This is a genomic window from Psychrobacter sp. P11G3, from assembly GCF_001435845.1.
Taxonomy (GTDB): domain Bacteria; phylum Pseudomonadota; class Gammaproteobacteria; order Pseudomonadales; family Moraxellaceae; genus Psychrobacter.
Genome location: NZ_CM003596.1, coordinates 311,853 through 328,620, shown reverse-complemented (window position 1 = coordinate 328,620; position 16,768 = coordinate 311,853). Strand labels below are relative to the sequence as shown.

The following is a 16,768-nucleotide window of genomic DNA, read 5'->3' as shown; positions in this document are numbered from 1 at the left end:
TTATGACATCAAATCAGCTTGTACGATTTCGATCCAATAGCCATCAACGTCCTTGATAAAAGCAATATTTTTCATGCTGCCATCTTCTGGACGCTTTTTAAATTCGACGTCATTTTTATCAAACCAAGCAACTGCTTCTTCTAAATTCGGTACGCTAAAGCAAATATGACCAAAACCTTGTGGATCTTGATTGCCGTCATGATAGCTAAAGTCAGCTTTTGTCTCGGTACCGTAGTTGTGCGTCAACTCTAAAATACCACGTTGACGGAAAGCAAAAATTTCTAGATCATCGCCAGTTGGCAAGTTTTCGCGCTCGCTCTCAGTCAACTTAGCCAAGAAATATAAATCGAATCCCATGTCAGGGAACTTCTTAACAGCAAGCAAGGTCATACCCAAGACACCAGTGTAAAACTCTAATGATTTAACAGGGTCTTTGACACGCAACATGGTGTGGTTAAAAGTAAAACCGGTCGTCTGTGATGAGATTGGCTGAACACCATCAGTATTAACGCTGCTAGCAGGCTGGTCTATTGCGTCGTTATTGTTGTTAGATGAAGTAGACATAATTATCCTAATATAATTCAAAAATAAATACATAAACACGCAAATCACGATTGTCGTAATTTGCGTCGTTCTCTTATCATAATGAAAAATGGCCAAATAACTGATAGGGTTTTGTAAGAATATGAACAAGGTATGTTCGTCTTTATCCCCTAACTAGCTAGTTATCTGAATCTACCTAAGACTGATTAGCTATCTAAAAAACGTACTTTTCCTGTCTCAAGATCATACTCAGCGCCGACTACTAATAGCTGACCACTATTGGTTAAGTCCTCTAATGCACGTGAGCCATGCTTTAGCTGACTGACTGACATACGTACGTTAGCGCGAATAGAGCGATCGACCAGCTCGTCTGCATCGACGTCTTGACCATTGGCAGTTGCCAGTTCGTGCAAGTTATAAACGCTTGGGCGAATACGATCAACGATAGATTGCAAATTAGGTGAATAGTTCTGTTCAGGATTAATTAACGTCTCAACGCAAGCCGTGACAGCGCCGCATTTCGAGTGACCAAGTACCACGACCAATTGCGTACCAAAGGCTTCGGCTGCAAACTCGATTGAACCAATCTGTGATGGTGCAACGACGTTACCCGCGACTCGTATAACAAACAAATCTCCCAACCCTTGATCAAAAACAATCTCAACTGGTACTCGTGCATCTGAGCAACCCAAAATAATGGCCAATGGATTTTGATCCTTGACCAACTCTGGACGGCGCTGCATATACTCATCGGTACTGGTGAGGCTATCAACGTAGCGTGCATTACCTGCTTTTAAAAGCTCAAGCGCTTCTTGACCTGTGGTTGGACGTATATCGGTAGGCATGAGAGATCCTTTATCATCAATAATATTAGAGTTATAAGCTGTTTTGCATACATGTATTCAAGCACAGATTGGCTAATTATCGCCAAACTATCAGGCTAGTCATGTTTGTCAGCCATAACGTGATTGTATAGGAATAAAAACCAAAAAACGGTAAAAAAATTTGTCTAAATGTCTTTAGATGAATGTAGTCATATCTAAAAATACAGCTGTACATATCGCTGCTACGACAGTATGACTCGCGTAACTTATAACGAACTTGCACTGACTTATATCAAGGGTTTGTTATAATACGCAGCACTCAGACAGCATTTAGACAGTAATCAAATCGTGCTTACGCTCATGCCAATCCTTATAATGACAGCCAGTTACCTTGGCAGCTGTACACAGATATTGGACGCTTAGGAACAGATATTATGACCGATTTATCTCAAAATACGCATAACACCTCTGCATCACCTCATGATAATCAGGTGCTACTAAAGCTGACTGGTCTCAAAAAAACCTATGATCAAACCGAGGTCCTAAAAGACATCAACCTTGATATCAAACACGGTGAGTTTTTGACACTACTTGGGCCATCGGGCTGTGGTAAGACGACATTACTACGCTTGATTGCAGGCTTTGAGCAGCCGAACGCTGGGGCGATATATTTGGATGGCGTACAGATGGCAGGCTTGTCCGCTGATAAACGTCCGGTCAATACCGTATTTCAGCAATATGCGCTGTTTCCTCATATGAGCGTTGCCCAAAACGTGGCTTATGGCCTAAAGCTAAAGAAAGTTCCAAAAGATGAGATTCAAAGACGTGTCAGCGAAATGCTAGCGATGGTACAGCTAGAGCATTTGGCCAACCGTAAACCGCAAGATTTGTCTGGTGGCCAGCAGCAGCGAGTTGCGATTGCACGCGCGGTGATTAATCGTCCTAAACTGCTACTGCTTGATGAGCCATTATCCGCACTCGATCATAAACTGCGCCTGCAAATGCAATCTGAGCTAAAGCGTCTGCAACGTGAGCTGGGCATAACCTTTGTTTTCGTGACCCATGATCAAGAAGAAGCGCTGTCGATGTCAGACCGTATTGCCGTAATGAAAGACGGTACGTTTCAGCAAATTGGTACGCCTATCGAGATCTATGAAACCCCTGCCAATTTGTTTACTGCCAAATTCATCGGCGAAACCAACTTGTTTAGAGCTGAAGTCAAAGGGGTTTATCCAGACCAGCCAGATAGAGATGGTAAAGTGACCAACGGACGTATCGAGGTCGAAGTCTGTGAAGCGCAGGCGCAAGCAGGGCCAACCACCTTACGCAACTTACGTCGTCCCAATTTTGCCAATGATGTACAAGTAGGCGATATCGTCAATTTACTACTGCGCCCCGAAGATCTGCGTATCTACGATCCAAAAGACAACGAGCATAGCGGACTGCTAGGCCGTGTCATCGAGAGTAACTATAAAGGCAGCACCTTAGACTCAATTATCGAACTGGCCAATGGTCATATCATTAAGGCGTCTGAGTTCTTTGATGAAGATGACCCGAGCTTTGATTACAAACTAAACGAGGGCGTCAAAGTCTCATGGGTGGATGGCTGGGAATGGGTATTGCCAGAAGACTCTGAAGCTATGCCAGACACGACTGTACAAAAGGATGGTAGCTGATGGCTCGCAACCACTTAGGCAGTAAAAGTCCATTTCGTACTGCCACGCTTTGGCTAATCTGGGGTTGGCTACTGATATTTGCACTATTACCAAATATTCTAGTCATCGCTGTCAGTTTTTTAACCCGTGATAGCAGTGCGTTTATCAGCTTACCTGCTAGCATCGACAGCTATGTGCGGATGATTGATCCATTATATTTTGAGGTATTTGTCCACTCATTATGGATGGCAGGTATCACAACGGTTATCTGCCTATTGCTTGGCTATCCTTTTGCATGGCTAATATCCAAAGCAAAAGTACGTTGGCAGCCACTGCTCATGATGTTACTGATACTACCCTTTTGGACCAATTCCTTGGTACGGACGTATGCATTAAAGCTGCTCTTTGCTAACAATGGCTTGATTAACAAGTTGCTATTGGCAATTGGCGTAATTGATACCCCTATCGATATTTTATATACGCAAGGTGCGGTGATTGCAGGTTTAACCTACTTGTTATTTCCGTTTATGGTACTGCCGCTATATGCGGTATTTACTGACTTACGCAATGATATGCTATTGGCCTCGCAAGATTTGGGCGCATCCAGAACACAAACCTTTTGGCATGTGGTATTGCCATTAACGACACCGGGGATTATCTCTGGTGTACTGCTCGTGCTATTGCCTGCGATGGGTATGTTTTATGTGGCAGATATCTTAGGGGGTTCGCGTAATTTATTGGTCGGTAATATCATCAAAAACCAATTTCTGGATGCGCGTGACTGGCCTTTTGGCGCAGCAGCCAGCGTATTATTGACACTGGCGATGGCAGTATTATTACTTGCCTACCGTGCCAGTAGTCGCCGTATTGGCAAGACTGACTTTAAAGAGGTGGCCTAATGTCTTATAGCTCACCGAACACAAAAACTCGTCCGCTTAAGATTGGTAGTATCGCTGCCAAAGGCTATCTCGGACTGATTTATACCCTGTTATACCTGCCAATCATTGTCTTGGTGGTGATGTCCTTTAACAAATCAAAAATTGGCTATAACTGGGGCGGTTTTAGCTTAAAGTGGTACGAATCACTGTTTAACAACCAAGCGATGCTCGATGCTTTTTGGCACTCTATTGTATTAGGATTGGTGGCAGCCACCGTCTCGACTTTGATAGGCACGCTTACAGCGCTGGCGTTACACCGTTATAATTTTCGTGGTAAAGGCTTACTAAATGGGCTACTGTTTGTCCTGATGATGTCGCCTGAGATTGTATTAGCTATCTCATTGCTAGCGCTGTTCTTACTGATTGGTTTGCAGCTGGGCTTCGTCTCGCTACTATTAGCACACATTACTTTTTGCCTGCCGTTTGTTGTGATTACCGTCTTTGCACGATTGAGTAGCTTGGATGAGCGTTTAATGGAAGCGGCACGCGACTTGGGTGCTAACGAATCAACCATGGTGCGCACAGTATTGATTCCCGTTATCTTGCCTGCGGTTATGGCAGGTTGGTTACTTGCCTTTACCCTATCGCTAGATGATGTAGTGGTGTCGACCTTTGTCACAGGGCCTAGCTATGAGATTTTACCGCTACGCATTTATTCTATGGTGCGCGTAGGACTCAAGCCAGAAGTCAACGCTATCGGTACATTGCTACTGGCTGCTTCTTTAATCTTGGTTATCATCTCGCAGTTACTGTTACGCAAGCGCTAGATATTGATTGCTGAGTAATTGCTTATTGACCGAGCATTAATAACGGACTATGAGTGAAAGTCAGCGCTATATTGACTATAATGAATTTTTCTCACCTTAGCGGTTAGGTTATATTATGCTTGAGCTACGTCATCTTAATACATTAACCGCGCTACGAGCGCATGGTTCACTTGCAGCAGCGGCGGATGAGCTACACGTTACTGCCTCAGCCGTTTCGCATCAATTAAAAGAGCTTGAGAACTATTACGACATCAGCTTAGTCAATCGTCGGACACGCCCGCTTAGCTTCACGCCAGCAGGTAAAGCAGTATTGGCATTGGCAGACAATATCCTACCGCAAGTTACTCGCACCAAATCCAACCTTAAACGCTTAGCGCATGGTCAAGCAGGTAGATTACGCTTAGCATCAGAGTGTCACAGCTGCTTTGATTGGCTCATGCCAATACTGAACCACTATCGCCGTGAATGGTCGGATGTCGAGCTGGATTTTGCCACAGGGTTTGAGCCTGAGCCGCATCATCTACTCATGGAAGGCGATATTGACCTGCTTATTACTACCAGTGATTTACCGCTCGACGGTATCAGCTATCAGCCATTGTTTGAGTACGAGAGTCGTTTGGTGCTCTCCCCAACACATGATTTAGCTGCTCAGAAATTTATTGAACCTGATAATTTGATTAATGAGACATTAATTGCCTATCCGGTAGAAGCAAAGCGTCTCGATATCATTGCTAACTTTATGACGCCAGCGCAAGTAAGCTTTGAGAGTGTTCGTACAACAGAGCTGACCGCAATGCTGATTCAGTTGGTTGCTAGTGAACGCGGCGTAGCAGCACTACCCGATTGGGTGGTTGCTGAATACGAGAAAAAAGGTTGGGTGGTCTCGCGGCCGCTAGGCAGTGGCGTGCATTGTCAACTGTACGCCGCGACGCGTACTTCTAGTCAAGATATCGCGTACATGCAAGGATTTGCCAGCTTATTAGAAGGGATAGTGAAGCCATTGTAGTTTCATTACTAATTACTTTCTTATAGTTATAAAGTATTAGCCACTTTTCATATCGTAACGAATGTTATGGTAAATAATGGTTCCCTAGTGAGGACTTGAATCTTTGGCTGTGGGCTAATGGTATCAACGTTTTAACTCGCTGAGATAGTCTCAGTATACTTCATGGTGTACAAAACGTTAGATTATCAAGCTTAAGATTAGCTATCACCAGTAATCCTGCTCAGCTTTAGTAAGCCATTCATTAAAATTCTCGAATATCATGAATGAAGGCAAATCAGTAAGATCAACTACTATTACTCTTGGATCACCTGAACAATCATCGCCATCAAAGTAAGCCATCCATTCGCTGTTTTGAGCGAATGGAACTAAGTTAAAACCCTTAATTTTATTGTTTCTAAGACTATATGTTAGTTTGGCTCCTTCAGTTGTAGAGTTTAAGAACCACCATTGAAAATATTCATCAGACTTGACTGTTTCTGTATTTTTTGTCAATTGGATGTAAGCAGCAGGATAAACGAATCCTACTGGTAATATTTCTGATGAATAAGGTTTAAAACTTTTTTGTTTGATCATTACTTTATTACCTCTGGGTCATATTGATAGATACGCTATGCAGACATCTAACTTCTAGTACTAGAAATACCTTCAATGACTAAGGAATTGATAGCATAGCTTAATATTAGTCATGCTGATGAGATGCCAGGAAAAGAGGCCATTCAATATATTGTTGTGGAAATGAAGCAGTTTCTAAATGAAGGAAAGTAGATATGAAAATGACTAAGCAGAGAAGAGAAGAAATATCGAAACGTTATCAAGAGCTTTATGAACAAGATCCTGAATTGCGAGTGGCTCACGCAAATAGGAAAGGTGATATTGATTTTTTGAATAATGTTTTTTTAATAGATAACCTTCTTGCGATCTCAGCTGTAACGGAAGAAGCAAAGTGGAACTGGCTACATCGTTCACTAATGCATATTCCTAATCAAGCTAAAGAATGGACAGGCACACCACTAGCAACTGTTAAATTCTATATTGATAAAGGAGTGACTATTAACGCTCAAGATAGGTATGGTATGACGCCACTGCACTATGCCATGCGAGGTAAAAATGCAGAAGCAGCCATAGCCTTACTAGAAGCAGGGGCATATCCAAATGTACCAAACAGAGACAACGTTATTCCTTTAGCTATGATTGGAGGAATGCCTGAAAGGCTAGACGTAACTGAAATGATGCTTAAAAAAGGAGGCAATGTTCATTACAAAAATGGTGATAATGAACTCAGTATAGTAAATAGTATGAAAAAACACCTTGGGAATCAGGAGAAATTCATACCCGTTATCCAACTCTTGGAGCAATACGCATTAAAATAGGCCTTTTATTGACTTGCACTGATATAATCAAACCACTCATAACAGACTACTAAACGATTAACACCTATCAATGGCTACAAAACCAACTTAAAGAAGTAAAATCCTAGCGCGGTTGCCAGTAATGTTAACCCAACATGTAAACCTATAAGCGCTAAACCTGCTAGTAGTCGCCCGTCATTAATAAAGCCAAATACCTCTGCACTAAACGTGCTAAATGTAGTCAATCCGCCCAAAAATCCTGTAATCACGAACACGCGCACATGATCAGATAAGTTGCTACCCATACGCTCAAACCACACTAGCGCCAGCCCTATCAGCAGTCCTCCTAAGATATTGGCGCTCAGGGTACCGAGTGGCACCCAACCGTGCAAGACATTAAAACGCGATAGCCAAGCTCGCAGGCAAGCACCAAATGCTGCTCCTAAACCAATCGCAAGCCACTGCATAGACTATCCTTAATTCATATAAACGTGTTGGACCAAATGCTCATTTATACGGCTGGTAATTCTGTCATCGGCCAACGCGGAATACAGCTAACGGCCAAATCATCAGACTGTCCTGCTTGCAAGCGCTCAAAACCTGCATAAGCAATCATCGCGCCATTGTCCGTACATAGCGCAGGCGGTGCATAATGAACCGTCGCATTGATCTTAGCCAGTTCAGCCTCCAACGTCTCGCGCAGGTGAGTATTGGCACTGACCCCGCCTGCAATTACTAAGCGGCTCATATCTGCTTGCTTGAGTGCTTTGACACATTTTTTCACTAGCGTGTCGACCACTGCATGCTGAAAACTGGCGGCAATATCAGCACGAATCTGTGGATCGCTATCACCGCCATTGCCCGACCCTCCCGAGCATGGTGTATCTTTAATCAGATTATGTACGGCTGTTTTCATGCCACTAAACGAAAAGTCTAGACCTCGATGTAGCATTGGTCTTGGTAGTGCGTAAGCGTCAGGGTTGCCAGTTTCTGCCAACTTGGCTATATTAGGGCCGCCAGGATAAGGCAAACCTAGCATTTTAGCCGCTTTATCAAAGCACTCACCCGCCGCATCATCTATCGACTCACCCAATATCTCATACTGCCCTACGCCATGCGCAGCAATGAGTAACGTATGCCCACCAGATACTAGTAGAGAGACAAAAGGAAATGCTGGAGGGTTTGCACCCATCAGCGGCGCAAGTAAGTGCCCTTCCATATGATGAATACCAATCGCTGGAATATCTAAACCATATGCTAAGCTACGACCAAACAGTGCGCCTGTCATCAATGCACCAATAAGACCAGGTCCCTTAGTATAAGCAATCGCATCGATCTCGCTTTTTGTCATATCGCACTGTTCGAGTAGCTCATTGAGTAATGGCACTAGCTTACGAATATGATCGCGACTGGCAAGCTCAGGCACAACGCCGCCATAAAGTGCGTGCAGCTCAATCTGAGAATACAGTACTTGCCCGACCAAACCTTGGTTGTCGCTATTTATTTGCTCACTATCAAAAATCGCTAGCCCCGTCTCATCACAAGAGGTCTCTAAGCCCAATACTTTCATATTTTTGCCTTTATACTTTCGTTTTCGTGCTATTTTTGTCGCACTTTTATCTTACATCATTTTGAGAAACTGGATAACTATAGTCAAAGAACTCTAAAATGAGTACAAGGCAGCCGACTGCAGATTGTACAAGTAGTACATCTAAGGAGGGTAACGCCGTAGCGGTTTAGTAGTTCACCGACTATAATACAATCAGTCACACACTATCTCGAATTCGCTTGATACAGCTGTATATTCTCAGACTGGCATGACAAAAAACGTGCATAAAAAAACCGTCATTGTCAGTCACAATGACGGCCAGTTTAGCAAATTTCAATAGCTCACATAATCTATATATACCGTATCAGCTTACCGACGCTAGCATATAATCAACCGCTGCTTTAACTTGTGCTTCGGTCACACCATTTATTGCTTGCGCTGGCATTTTATTAAAGCCTTTAGCCGAGTGCATATACAGCGTCTCTTTGTCTTTGGTCAGACGAGCTGACCAAGCCGCTGTATCACCATACTTTGGCGCATCGAGCAAACCTGCAGCATGACAAACCTGACAGTTTGATTCATACAGTTTAGCACCTGTATCTGCTGCCAACACTTCAGGCTCAGAATCAGTTGCAGGTGTTGCCACTGCGTCATCTACTATGTCGGCAGACTCTGTTGCTGCTTTTGGTTCTGTATCTGGCTCAACCACAGACTCAGATGTCGTGCCTTGGCTTTCTGCTACAGCTTTCTCTTCTACAGCGGTAGCAGGCTCATTGGCTACTACAGACTCTTCCGTAGCTGTGTTATCACCGCTACAAGCACTCACTGCAAATACCACGCTCATACTGATCACAGACAATTTCAGCTTGTTCATATACGGTTGTATATCAATCATGGTTTTACCCTTACTTAGTCAGTCTGCAATCAATTAGTGATGCGTTATATCAGCTTAAATTACTTACATATACGACCAACGACTGTTTAATAGTCCATTGAGCTAATGGTCAATTCAGCACGAAGTTACTCAGCAGTGGCTGCAGCTGTATCGTCAGTAGCCGCCATATCAGCGCTGTCAGCAGGAGCAGCGGCTGTATCCGCACTATCGGTAGCTGCTGCTGCAGTATCAGCGTCAGCCGTTCCTGCTTCGGCAGTAGCCGTAGCATCAGCTTCTGTACCCGCTGCATCAGCCGCTGGCATTGGTGCTGGCATTGGTGCTGTCTCTGGGAATTCCATTTCTTCAGCTGGTGGCGCATTTTTGATGGCAAGTTCAGCAGCTTCGTCAACGCGATCGATTGCCATTACTTCTTCATGCTCTTCGCCGCCACTACAAGCGCTCACGCTCACACCTAAAGCTACGATAAGTGCGGTGCTTAATGCCGTGTTAAATACTGTTTTTTTCATTCCAACATCCTCAATAAAATACACACAAAACGGTTCATAGGCTTACTAGGGTCTATTGAACTTTCAAATGTGGTGCTGGCAGTCACTATTTTTTAGACAATATGCAGTGAAATTGTTGAAGCCTAGTCATTCTAGGTTAAACTATTTCGCCATATATTGACAAAAAAGAGTACTGCCCTGAAAGGCTGATGCTAAAATTACCCCAACCGTTGTTGAAAACCTAGCTAAGGTCTCAACATTATCGTCGGTTTTCGCCTAGTTTGGGGTAACTTTAGCCATCAGCAGCCCTAATATTTGAAAGTTCAATAGACCCTATAATATGGGAATTATCATAGCATAAACTCCAATCAAACCGTTATAGACGGTAGGGATTTTTTATTGATAAAGCGTTGTATATATGTCGAATTCATAGTTTGAGAGCCAAATTCAAATAGCTATCTAATTGAACAACCTATCGGCAATAAATGCTTAAAATCATTGACTTTGTTGGTATTTTTTATTAAAATACCTGCCCTTACGCTAATGCGTGAGAATTGTCCTAGTTTGAGCTGATGCCTGTAATCTTGAGATATTACGGCTAAATACTAATACACAGCCAAACTAATGCCCTTATATCTCATCCTAATCGAGGAGTCTTCATGCCTGCAGTTAAGGTTAAAGAAAACGAACCAGTTGATATCGCTATCCGTCGTTTCAAACGTGCTTGTGAAAAAGCTGGTGTATTATCAGACGTACGTAAGCGTGAGTTTTATGAAAAACCAACGCAAGTACGTAAGCGTAAAAAAGCTGCTGCCGTAAAGCGTTATAAGAAGAAGTTACAACGCGAAACTATTCGTACCACTCGTATGTACTAATCAGTAATCTGATTAGCTAAGTACAAGCGCTACACTAACGCCACTGTTATCAATCGATATCAGTGGCGTTTTTTATGCTACAATTTTTGTTATTACTGCTGACATAATTTTTTATTAAAACCACTATCAGCAGGTTTTGTTCTAAAAATTTAACAAACGACATCTAACGAATAGCATTTAACAGATCGATAAGGATAATAGCAGTGAGCCAACTTAAACAGACGTTATCAGACAATATTAAAGTTTCGATGAAAGCTCGTGAGCTTGAGCGCGTTAAAGTACTGCGCAATGTACAATCAGTAGTGAAACAAATCGAAATTGACCGTCAGACAGAACTTGATGATGCGCAAGTATTAGAAGTTTTGCAAAAACAGCTAAAACAGCGTCAAGAGTCACTAACTATCTTTACAGAAAATGGCCGTGATGACTTAGCCACAAAAGAGCAGTTTGAGATTGATATCATCAACGAATTCATGCCGCAGCAAATGAATCAAGACGAGATCATGGCATTGGTAAATGCTGAAATCGCTGAGCAAGGTGCTACGTCTATGCGCGATATGGGCAGCGTCATGGGTGTCTTAAAGAATAAAACAGCTGGCCGTGCTGATCCTGCTTTGATTTCTAAAATGGTCAAAGATGCGCTACAAGGCTAGCACTTGCTATTGACTGGCAGGCTACTCTGTATAAATAACCGCCTAAGGCTTAAAGTCTTTGGCGGTTTTTATTGCTTTGAGTTCTGCATTAATATTGGCCAATAACGGACGCGCACTATTGGCATGATCTGTGGTTTGCAGATTTTCCGCCAACTGTTTGGCTTGTGTCAAAGAGGTCAGCGCACTCTCATAACGCCCACTCCATAGCTGATCATAACTGCGATAGCGCAATGCATTAATCGTCGCGATATTGGCTAACTGTGGTGAGGTGGTGGTCTTAGCAAGTTTTTCATTGGCAAGTTGTAAGCTTTGCCATGCATAACGGTCGCTTGGTTGCTGTTCTGTTAGTGGCTTTAACAGCGCTTGGGCTTTTATCGGCTGACTACTATTAGTCAGCGCTTCGGCCAGATAAAGACGTAAATCACGGCGCTCCGGATATAGACGCTGCTGGCTCTCTAAGACATCTACGGTTTGTTGCCATTTACCTTGTTCACTTAATAGCTGACTGTGGGTAATCGACAATAGAGGCTCTAAATTTTGACGCTGCGTGCTTGATAACGCATTTATCTCAGCCAATACCTTATTAGCATCTTTAAAGCGCTGCTGCTCTCCATACCAATGCATTAGCGCAAGTTTGGCCCCGAGACTGTTTTTAGCGGCCGTTGTCAGTGTGACTTCGGATGCGTGTTTACCAGTCACTTGCACACGCCAATACAGTAAATCAAACAGTGCTTGATGGCGCTGCTGCTGGCTCAATGAGAGCGCTGGATACTGCTGAGCGCGACTTTGTGACTCGCTCAACCGCTCATTACTCAGAGGATGTGAGCGTACAAAGCTCGGTAAGAATTGATTCTCGACTTGATTTAACTGACTCTGTTGATTCATCGTGGCAAAGAACCGTGGCATCGCCCGAGGATCATAACCCGCTTGGGTCATAATCTGCATCCCTACTCGGTCAGCCTCGCGTTCATTACTACGGCTAAAGGCCATGCTGCTATTCATAGAGGCTGTCTGACTGCCCATCATCACAGCCGCAGCGGCATCACCATCGACAGCTGAGGCGGCAATCGCAGCTAGCATACCGCCTAGCTGCATCAGCAAGGCTTTTTTACGTTCGTCAGCGCCGCTTTCGTAGTGCCGTTGACTGATATGTGCGACTTCATGCGCGACGACGCTCGCCAGCTCATCCATGCTGCTAGCTGACAGTATCGTTCCAGTGTTGATACCGATTACGCCACCAGGCGCTGCAAAAGCATTGATACTAGGATTATCAATGATAACGACGCCAAGTGGTGCTTGCTGACGAGCTTGAGCATTGAGACGCCAAGTCATGTCTTTTATCGTTTCTTGTACCCAAGGATCATGTTCCATTCTGACGCGGCCATTGATATTCTGTAATGACCATTCACCAAGCATTTTGTTTTGATATTGCTCAGCAAAGCTCAAGCCTTGCCCGCGCAGGTTTGGTAGATCTAGCGTTTGCGAATCTGTGACTTGCCACGAGCTATCAGCTAATGGCAGCGTTTGACTCTCTTGACTATGTGCACCACTAGCCATGGCTAGTAGCATCATAGACAGCCCTACCTTGATACTATTTGGCAAAGCGACACTCATAAAATGACGTTTACCTTTTTGCTTAGACAATATAAGTGGCAAGCCTGCAGAATTTGTGGCTACTAAAGAGTTATTGCTGTCGGGTCGCTTCATTCTATTAGCCTGGTACAAGTGCATATCCTATAAGATAATTGACGACGTCTTTTCGACTATACGAGCTTGTTTATCCAAGGTCAATTCTACAATGAACTTAACTACCAATAACTTAGCCACCCGTCACGATTGCGCAACATGGCTGTGTAATTATTCATTGAGATATTAATTATGCAGTAAGTCTCAATCGTATAACTATTAATCGGGCAATTGCTAATCGTGCAACTCTTGGTTATATGATTCTAGTGAACCGAACACAGCGTTGATTATATTCAACTGCAACTATACATTATCTATTTGGTATAATAAGCAACAATAATAGTAAGTTTAGATGACTGTGATGGCGACCTCATAATTTATGATTGCTGGATTATGTTCGTACTCAATATCGAAGCCTATTGCTAATAGAACAAATTAAAATATAGATATCTACAAGGTTTCAGTTATGCCCGCTGCTAGTGAATTAGTCATTGAACGTGTGTCGCACTCTATACAGTTATCAGCGAATTTGACTGATGCACAGCAGAACGACATTGCGAGTTTACTAGAGTTGCTACCGACTGAAAGTCATAAGCCAGATGATTTAGCTACAGCGCGATCTGAACTAAATATAAAAGGTTTTGTTGATGGACGCGGTCTTGCATGCCCGATGCCATTGTTAAAAACTAAGGTCGCATTACGTGATGTGACAGTTGGCGAATCACTGTATGTGGTTGCAACCGACCCTAACTCGCAAGCTGATATCACAGCGTTTTGTCGACAAAGTCAGCAATCACAGTCGGCAGATTATTTAGAGCTAGTGGTCAATGAAGTTACTGACCATTCGTCAGTTGATGGCACATCATTACAGCGTTTCGCTACAATATATCACTTCATCATTACCAAAACTGATAGCAACTAAGCGCTGCTATCCTTTACAATTAAATCATAAAGATTTTTATCTGACTATTTGCTTAACTATTTAACCAAGGTCAAGAATATGGCTAATACTTCTACTGATGCTGTAAATACAAATAAAAAAGATGGCTCAGCTCCTACAAAAAATGATGCACGCGATGCTGCATTAAAAGCCGCTGCTCAGCGACCACCTTATGACGCGAGTACATTAGGCAATACCAGTACGCGCGACTTAGTACCAGCTATGCCAACTCACCTGTCAGCGCCAGGGGTCAACTTGGGTGCATATATCAATACTGTCCATCAGATCCCTATTTTGACGCCAGTACAAGAGCAGGAGTTGGCACATCGCTATTATGATGAAGGTGATGTCGAAGCTGCTCGTCTACTGGTGATGTCGCATCTACGTTTTGTAATTCATATCGCACGTAGCTACTCGGGCTATGGATTGCCGCAAGCAGATTTAATCCAAGAAGGTAACTTAGGATTAATGAAAGCAGTTAAACGTTTTGACCCGAATAAAGGCGTACGTTTGGTATCCTTTGCTGTGCATTGGATCAAAGCTGAAATTCATGAGTTTGTGATTCGCAACTGGCGTATTGTGAAAGTTGCGACTACAAAGGCTCATCGTAAACTGTTCTTTAACTTGCGTAGCCTTAAGAAGACTAATAATCAGCTAACACTAGAAGAAGCGGACGCTATCGCTAATGACTTGAATGTCACGCGCAAGCAAGTGTTAGAGATGGAGTCACGTCTAACCTCTTATGACGCTTCGTTCGAGGCGCAGTCAAGCGACGATGATGATGGTCGCTATGCACCTCAGCTATTTTTGGAAGATGGCATCGATCCAGCTGAGCAGTTAGAGGAAGCGGATTGGGAAGAAAACAACTCATCAGCACTCATCGCTGCTATGGGTACTTTAGATGATCGTTCACGCGATATCGTCGAACAGCGCTGGTTATCTGAGCAAAAATCTACTCTGCATGAGTTAGCTGCGGTTTATTCTATCTCAGCTGAGCGAGTCCGTCAGATCGAGAAAAATGCTATGGACAAGATTCGCGATGCGATGACCATTGATAGTGTGATTCTGCCAGATGATATCCAGTAACCCCAAGATGATACGAGCTGTTCAATGTTAAATTGGATTGGTATTGCTGCAGTTAATATGGCTATTGCTGTTGCTCTGGGCGCGTTTGGTGCTCATGGTTTAGAAGGCCGCGTCAGCATGCAACAGCTTGAATGGTGGCATACGGCAACGCTGTATTTGTTCGTACATGCGCTAGGATTATTACTTGTCGGTCTGCTAATTCGTTTGAAATATATTACTCAGACGACCGCTTGGTTACTACAAATTGGTATTATCATTTTTGCTGGTAGTTTGTATGCCATGACGCTTGGTGCACCGCGCTGGTCCGGTGCGATTACGCCTATTGGCGGCGTTCTTATGATTGCAGGTTGGCTATGGTTGGCCATTTCTGCCTTTCGATTGAAGGACTCAGTTAGCTGAGCTGTTTAACAGTTATTGTGATTTTTAGCTCTTTGCATTAGCTGCGACTAACTATCAGTAATAAAACAAAAGATACGTAGCGAATGAACAGGAATTTTAAAATATTAGGGAGTATTTAATATGAGCACCATTAGTGTCAATGGTAAAAGCTTGCAAACCACTCATCAGACTGTACAACTGGTTATCAATGAGCTTGGCCTTAGTCAAGGTCGCTATGCTGTAGAAGTAGATGGTGAGCTGATGCCAAAAAGCGAGCTTGCTCAACTACGTATCGTAGAAGGTATGAATATCGAAGTAGTACAAGCCGTCGGTGGTGGTTAATAATGTTTAGACAGATAAGCTTGAGCTGACAGCTAGTTCATTTTCGTTTTAAGTTTACTAACTAAGTTTACTAATGCTAAAAAAGACCTCAACGTATTACACGTTAGAGGTCTTTTTTTATGTCAATTACAAAATAATGCAGCAGCTACTTATAAATTTTTTATTCTCTTAGTCTGCTTTCACTAGCTTGTAACGATAGTGTTCAAATTTTTAAACTCGAACTATGCTGCTGGTACTGCTTCTGCAGGAGTTAGATCCTGATAGCGACTATCGCGTCCTGCACCCTGAGTCTTCTTGCGCTCTTGACGGGTTTTGTACTTACGTACTTGTCTATCTAGCTTGTCTGCCATCTCGTTAATGGCTTTATACATATCATCTTCATACGCTTGGACAAACATTTCTTGACCCGAGACACGCATAATTGCTTCAGCTTTATGGCTCTTTTTACCGCCGTCGCTAGCACCGCTATTGTCTAACGATAAAATCACTTGAATACTTTGTATCTGATCGAAGTGACGCTCTACTTTTTCAAGCTTCTCGCGTACTGCTGTGTCCATAGCTTCTGTAACGCTGATATGATGACCACTGATAGAAACATTCATATTGTTGTCCTTTTATTTGTAACTTACAATCAACAGATGAGGTAGCATTCTTGCTTTTGTCATCCTGCCTTACCACTAACTACACCAAAGCCTCTAGTAATGTGTCGACGTATCCTTTTATCGTCTCCTTTATTAATTGTAAATAAATACTATAAATCGGCACTTGGTTTTCGTTGTTGGTATGACTCTAATTTG

Annotated in this window: 20 protein-coding genes; 11 read left to right on the top strand and 9 right to left on the bottom strand. The window is 43.1% G+C overall.

Going from position 1 to position 16,768, the window contains the following annotated elements; all coding sequences use genetic code 11:
- Both gloA and AK824_RS01385 read right to left on the bottom strand, forming a co-directional pair.
- Entirely contained in the window at window positions 1–564 is a 564-nt protein-coding gene (gene gloA, locus AK824_RS01390) for a lactoylglutathione lyase (protein ID WP_057758163.1), read from the bottom strand.
- A gap of 185 nt (window positions 565–749) precedes the next feature.
- The gene (locus AK824_RS01385) at window positions 750–1,388 is read right to left on the bottom strand and encodes a carbonic anhydrase (protein ID WP_057758161.1); all 639 of its coding nucleotides are present in this window, start codon (window positions 1,386–1,388) and stop codon (window positions 750–752) included.
- Between the two features lie 413 nt (window positions 1,389–1,801).
- On the opposite strand from AK824_RS01385, the gene potA reads away from it, so the two are divergent.
- The 4 genes from potA (at window position 1,802) to AK824_RS01365 (ending at window position 5,733) form a co-directional block, all read left to right on the top strand.
- Entirely contained in the window at window positions 1,802–3,043 is a 1,242-nt protein-coding gene (gene potA / locus AK824_RS01380; protein ID WP_057758159.1) for a spermidine/putrescine ABC transporter ATP-binding protein PotA, read from the top strand.
- A complete protein-coding gene (gene potB, locus AK824_RS01375; RefSeq protein ID WP_057758157.1) occupies window positions 3,043–3,921 on the top strand; it encodes a spermidine/putrescine ABC transporter permease PotB in 879 nt (292 codons plus the stop codon). The genes potA and potB overlap by 1 nt, the downstream gene beginning before the upstream one ends.
- A complete protein-coding gene (gene potC / locus AK824_RS01370) occupies window positions 3,921–4,727 on the top strand; it encodes a spermidine/putrescine ABC transporter permease PotC (RefSeq protein WP_057758155.1) in 807 nt (268 codons plus the stop codon). Before potB ends, potC begins: the two co-directional genes overlap by 1 nt.
- A 115-nt stretch (window positions 4,728–4,842) precedes the next feature.
- Window positions 4,843–5,733, top strand: coding sequence for a LysR family transcriptional regulator (locus tag AK824_RS01365; RefSeq protein WP_057758153.1), 891 nt, complete (start codon window positions 4,843–4,845; stop codon window positions 5,731–5,733).
- 204 nt (window positions 5,734–5,937) lie between these two features.
- On the opposite strand, the gene AK824_RS01360 is transcribed toward AK824_RS01365, so the two are convergent.
- Entirely contained in the window at window positions 5,938–6,306 is a 369-nt protein-coding gene (locus AK824_RS01360; RefSeq protein ID WP_057758151.1) for a hypothetical protein, read from the bottom strand.
- 194 nt (window positions 6,307–6,500) lie between these two features.
- Between AK824_RS01360 and AK824_RS01355 the strand changes: the two genes are divergently transcribed.
- Window positions 6,501–7,103 carry an ankyrin repeat domain-containing protein gene (locus AK824_RS01355; RefSeq protein ID WP_227511181.1) on the top strand — a complete coding sequence of 201 codons (603 nt, stop codon included), beginning with the start codon at window positions 6,501–6,503 and terminating at the stop codon, window positions 7,101–7,103.
- Between the two features lie 74 nt (window positions 7,104–7,177).
- On the opposite strand, the gene crcB is transcribed toward AK824_RS01355, so the two are convergent.
- The 4 genes from crcB to AK824_RS01335 all read right to left on the bottom strand — a co-directional run bounded on the left by crcB (window position 7,178) and on the right by AK824_RS01335 (window position 10,032).
- Window positions 7,178–7,549, bottom strand: coding sequence for a fluoride efflux transporter CrcB (gene crcB, locus AK824_RS01350; RefSeq protein ID WP_057758149.1), 372 nt, complete (start codon window positions 7,547–7,549; stop codon window positions 7,178–7,180).
- A gap of 44 nt (window positions 7,550–7,593) precedes the next feature.
- Entirely contained in the window at window positions 7,594–8,652 is a 1,059-nt protein-coding gene (gene tsaD, locus AK824_RS01345) for a tRNA (adenosine(37)-N6)-threonylcarbamoyltransferase complex transferase subunit TsaD (RefSeq protein WP_057758147.1), read from the bottom strand.
- A gap of 343 nt (window positions 8,653–8,995) precedes the next feature.
- On the bottom strand, window positions 8,996–9,526 hold the full coding sequence (locus tag AK824_RS01340; protein WP_057758145.1) for a c-type cytochrome: 531 nt from the start codon (window positions 9,524–9,526) through the stop codon (window positions 8,996–8,998).
- Between the two features lie 125 nt (window positions 9,527–9,651).
- Window positions 9,652–10,032: a hypothetical protein gene (locus AK824_RS01335; RefSeq protein ID WP_057758143.1), complete on the bottom strand. Its 381-nt coding sequence runs from the start codon at window positions 10,030–10,032 to the stop codon at window positions 9,652–9,654.
- 638 nt (window positions 10,033–10,670) lie between these two features.
- Here AK824_RS01335 and rpsU point away from each other — a divergent pair.
- Together rpsU and AK824_RS01325 are read left to right on the top strand one after the other, a co-directional pair.
- Window positions 10,671–10,886 (top strand): 30S ribosomal protein S21, encoded by a 216-nt coding sequence (gene rpsU, locus AK824_RS01330; protein WP_010195908.1) that lies wholly within the window; start codon window positions 10,671–10,673, stop codon window positions 10,884–10,886.
- A gap of 203 nt (window positions 10,887–11,089) precedes the next feature.
- Entirely contained in the window at window positions 11,090–11,539 is a 450-nt protein-coding gene (locus AK824_RS01325) for a GatB/YqeY domain-containing protein (protein ID WP_057758141.1), read from the top strand.
- A 42-nt stretch (window positions 11,540–11,581) separates the two neighbouring features.
- Here the strand turns inward: AK824_RS01325 and AK824_RS01320 are convergent, their stop codons facing one another.
- On the bottom strand, window positions 11,582–13,246 hold the full coding sequence (locus AK824_RS01320; protein ID WP_057758139.1) for a M48 family metalloprotease: 1,665 nt from the start codon (window positions 13,244–13,246) through the stop codon (window positions 11,582–11,584).
- A 445-nt stretch (window positions 13,247–13,691) separates the two neighbouring features.
- Here AK824_RS01320 and AK824_RS01315 point away from each other — a divergent pair, with 445 nt between their 5' ends.
- The 4 genes from AK824_RS01315 (at window position 13,692) to thiS (ending at window position 15,971) form a co-directional block, all read left to right on the top strand.
- Entirely contained in the window at window positions 13,692–14,147 is a 456-nt protein-coding gene (locus AK824_RS01315; RefSeq protein ID WP_057758137.1) for a sulfurtransferase TusA family protein, read from the top strand.
- A 240-nt stretch (window positions 14,148–14,387) separates the two neighbouring features.
- Entirely contained in the window at window positions 14,388–15,251 is an 864-nt protein-coding gene (gene rpoH / locus AK824_RS01310) for an RNA polymerase sigma factor RpoH (protein WP_197099889.1), read from the top strand.
- 24 nt (window positions 15,252–15,275) lie between these two features.
- The gene (locus AK824_RS01305; protein WP_057758133.1) at window positions 15,276–15,650 is read left to right on the top strand and encodes a DUF423 domain-containing protein; all 375 of its coding nucleotides are present in this window, start codon (window positions 15,276–15,278) and stop codon (window positions 15,648–15,650) included.
- A gap of 120 nt (window positions 15,651–15,770) precedes the next feature.
- Window positions 15,771–15,971 carry a sulfur carrier protein ThiS gene (gene thiS / locus AK824_RS01300; RefSeq protein WP_057758131.1) on the top strand — a complete coding sequence of 67 codons (201 nt, stop codon included), beginning with the start codon at window positions 15,771–15,773 and terminating at the stop codon, window positions 15,969–15,971.
- A gap of 221 nt (window positions 15,972–16,192) precedes the next feature.
- On the opposite strand, the gene hpf is transcribed toward thiS, so the two are convergent.
- A complete protein-coding gene (hpf, locus tag AK824_RS01295) occupies window positions 16,193–16,573 on the bottom strand; it encodes a ribosome hibernation-promoting factor, HPF/YfiA family (RefSeq protein ID WP_057758130.1) in 381 nt (126 codons plus the stop codon).
- Between the last annotated feature and the right edge of the window lie 195 nt (window positions 16,574–16,768).

Bases quoted from the DNA above. Each gene is read 5' to 3' on its own strand.
- gloA (WP_057758163.1), bottom strand. From the start codon at position 564: ATGTCTACTTCATCTAACAACAATAACGACGCAATAGACCAGCCTGCT.
- AK824_RS01385 (WP_057758161.1), bottom strand. From the start codon at position 1,388: ATGCCTACCGATATACGTCCAACCACAGGTCAAGAAGCGCTTGAGCTT.
- potA (WP_057758159.1), top strand. From the start codon at position 1,802: ATGACCGATTTATCTCAAAATACGCATAACACCTCTGCATCACCTCAT.
- potB (WP_057758157.1), top strand. From the start codon at position 3,043: ATGGCTCGCAACCACTTAGGCAGTAAAAGTCCATTTCGTACTGCCACG.
- potC (WP_057758155.1), top strand. From the start codon at position 3,921: ATGTCTTATAGCTCACCGAACACAAAAACTCGTCCGCTTAAGATTGGT.
- AK824_RS01365 (WP_057758153.1), top strand. From the start codon at position 4,843: ATGCTTGAGCTACGTCATCTTAATACATTAACCGCGCTACGAGCGCAT.
- AK824_RS01360 (WP_057758151.1), bottom strand. From the start codon at position 6,306: ATGATCAAACAAAAAAGTTTTAAACCTTATTCATCAGAAATATTACCA.
- AK824_RS01355 (WP_227511181.1), top strand. From the start codon at position 6,501: ATGAAAATGACTAAGCAGAGAAGAGAAGAAATATCGAAACGTTATCAA.
- crcB (WP_057758149.1), bottom strand. From the start codon at position 7,549: ATGCAGTGGCTTGCGATTGGTTTAGGAGCAGCATTTGGTGCTTGCCTG.
- tsaD (WP_057758147.1), bottom strand. From the start codon at position 8,652: ATGAAAGTATTGGGCTTAGAGACCTCTTGTGATGAGACGGGGCTAGCG.
- AK824_RS01340 (WP_057758145.1), bottom strand. From the start codon at position 9,526: ATGATTGATATACAACCGTATATGAACAAGCTGAAATTGTCTGTGATC.
- AK824_RS01335 (WP_057758143.1), bottom strand. From the start codon at position 10,032: ATGAAAAAAACAGTATTTAACACGGCATTAAGCACCGCACTTATCGTA.
- rpsU (WP_010195908.1), top strand. From the start codon at position 10,671: ATGCCTGCAGTTAAGGTTAAAGAAAACGAACCAGTTGATATCGCTATC.
- AK824_RS01320 (WP_057758139.1), bottom strand. From the start codon at position 13,246: ATGAAGCGACCCGACAGCAATAACTCTTTAGTAGCCACAAATTCTGCA.
- AK824_RS01315 (WP_057758137.1), top strand. From the start codon at position 13,692: ATGCCCGCTGCTAGTGAATTAGTCATTGAACGTGTGTCGCACTCTATA.
- rpoH (WP_197099889.1), top strand. From the start codon at position 14,388: ATGCCAACTCACCTGTCAGCGCCAGGGGTCAACTTGGGTGCATATATC.
- AK824_RS01305 (WP_057758133.1), top strand. From the start codon at position 15,276: ATGTTAAATTGGATTGGTATTGCTGCAGTTAATATGGCTATTGCTGTT.
- thiS (WP_057758131.1), top strand. From the start codon at position 15,771: ATGAGCACCATTAGTGTCAATGGTAAAAGCTTGCAAACCACTCATCAG.
- hpf (WP_057758130.1), bottom strand. From the start codon at position 16,573: ATGAATGTTTCTATCAGTGGTCATCATATCAGCGTTACAGAAGCTATG.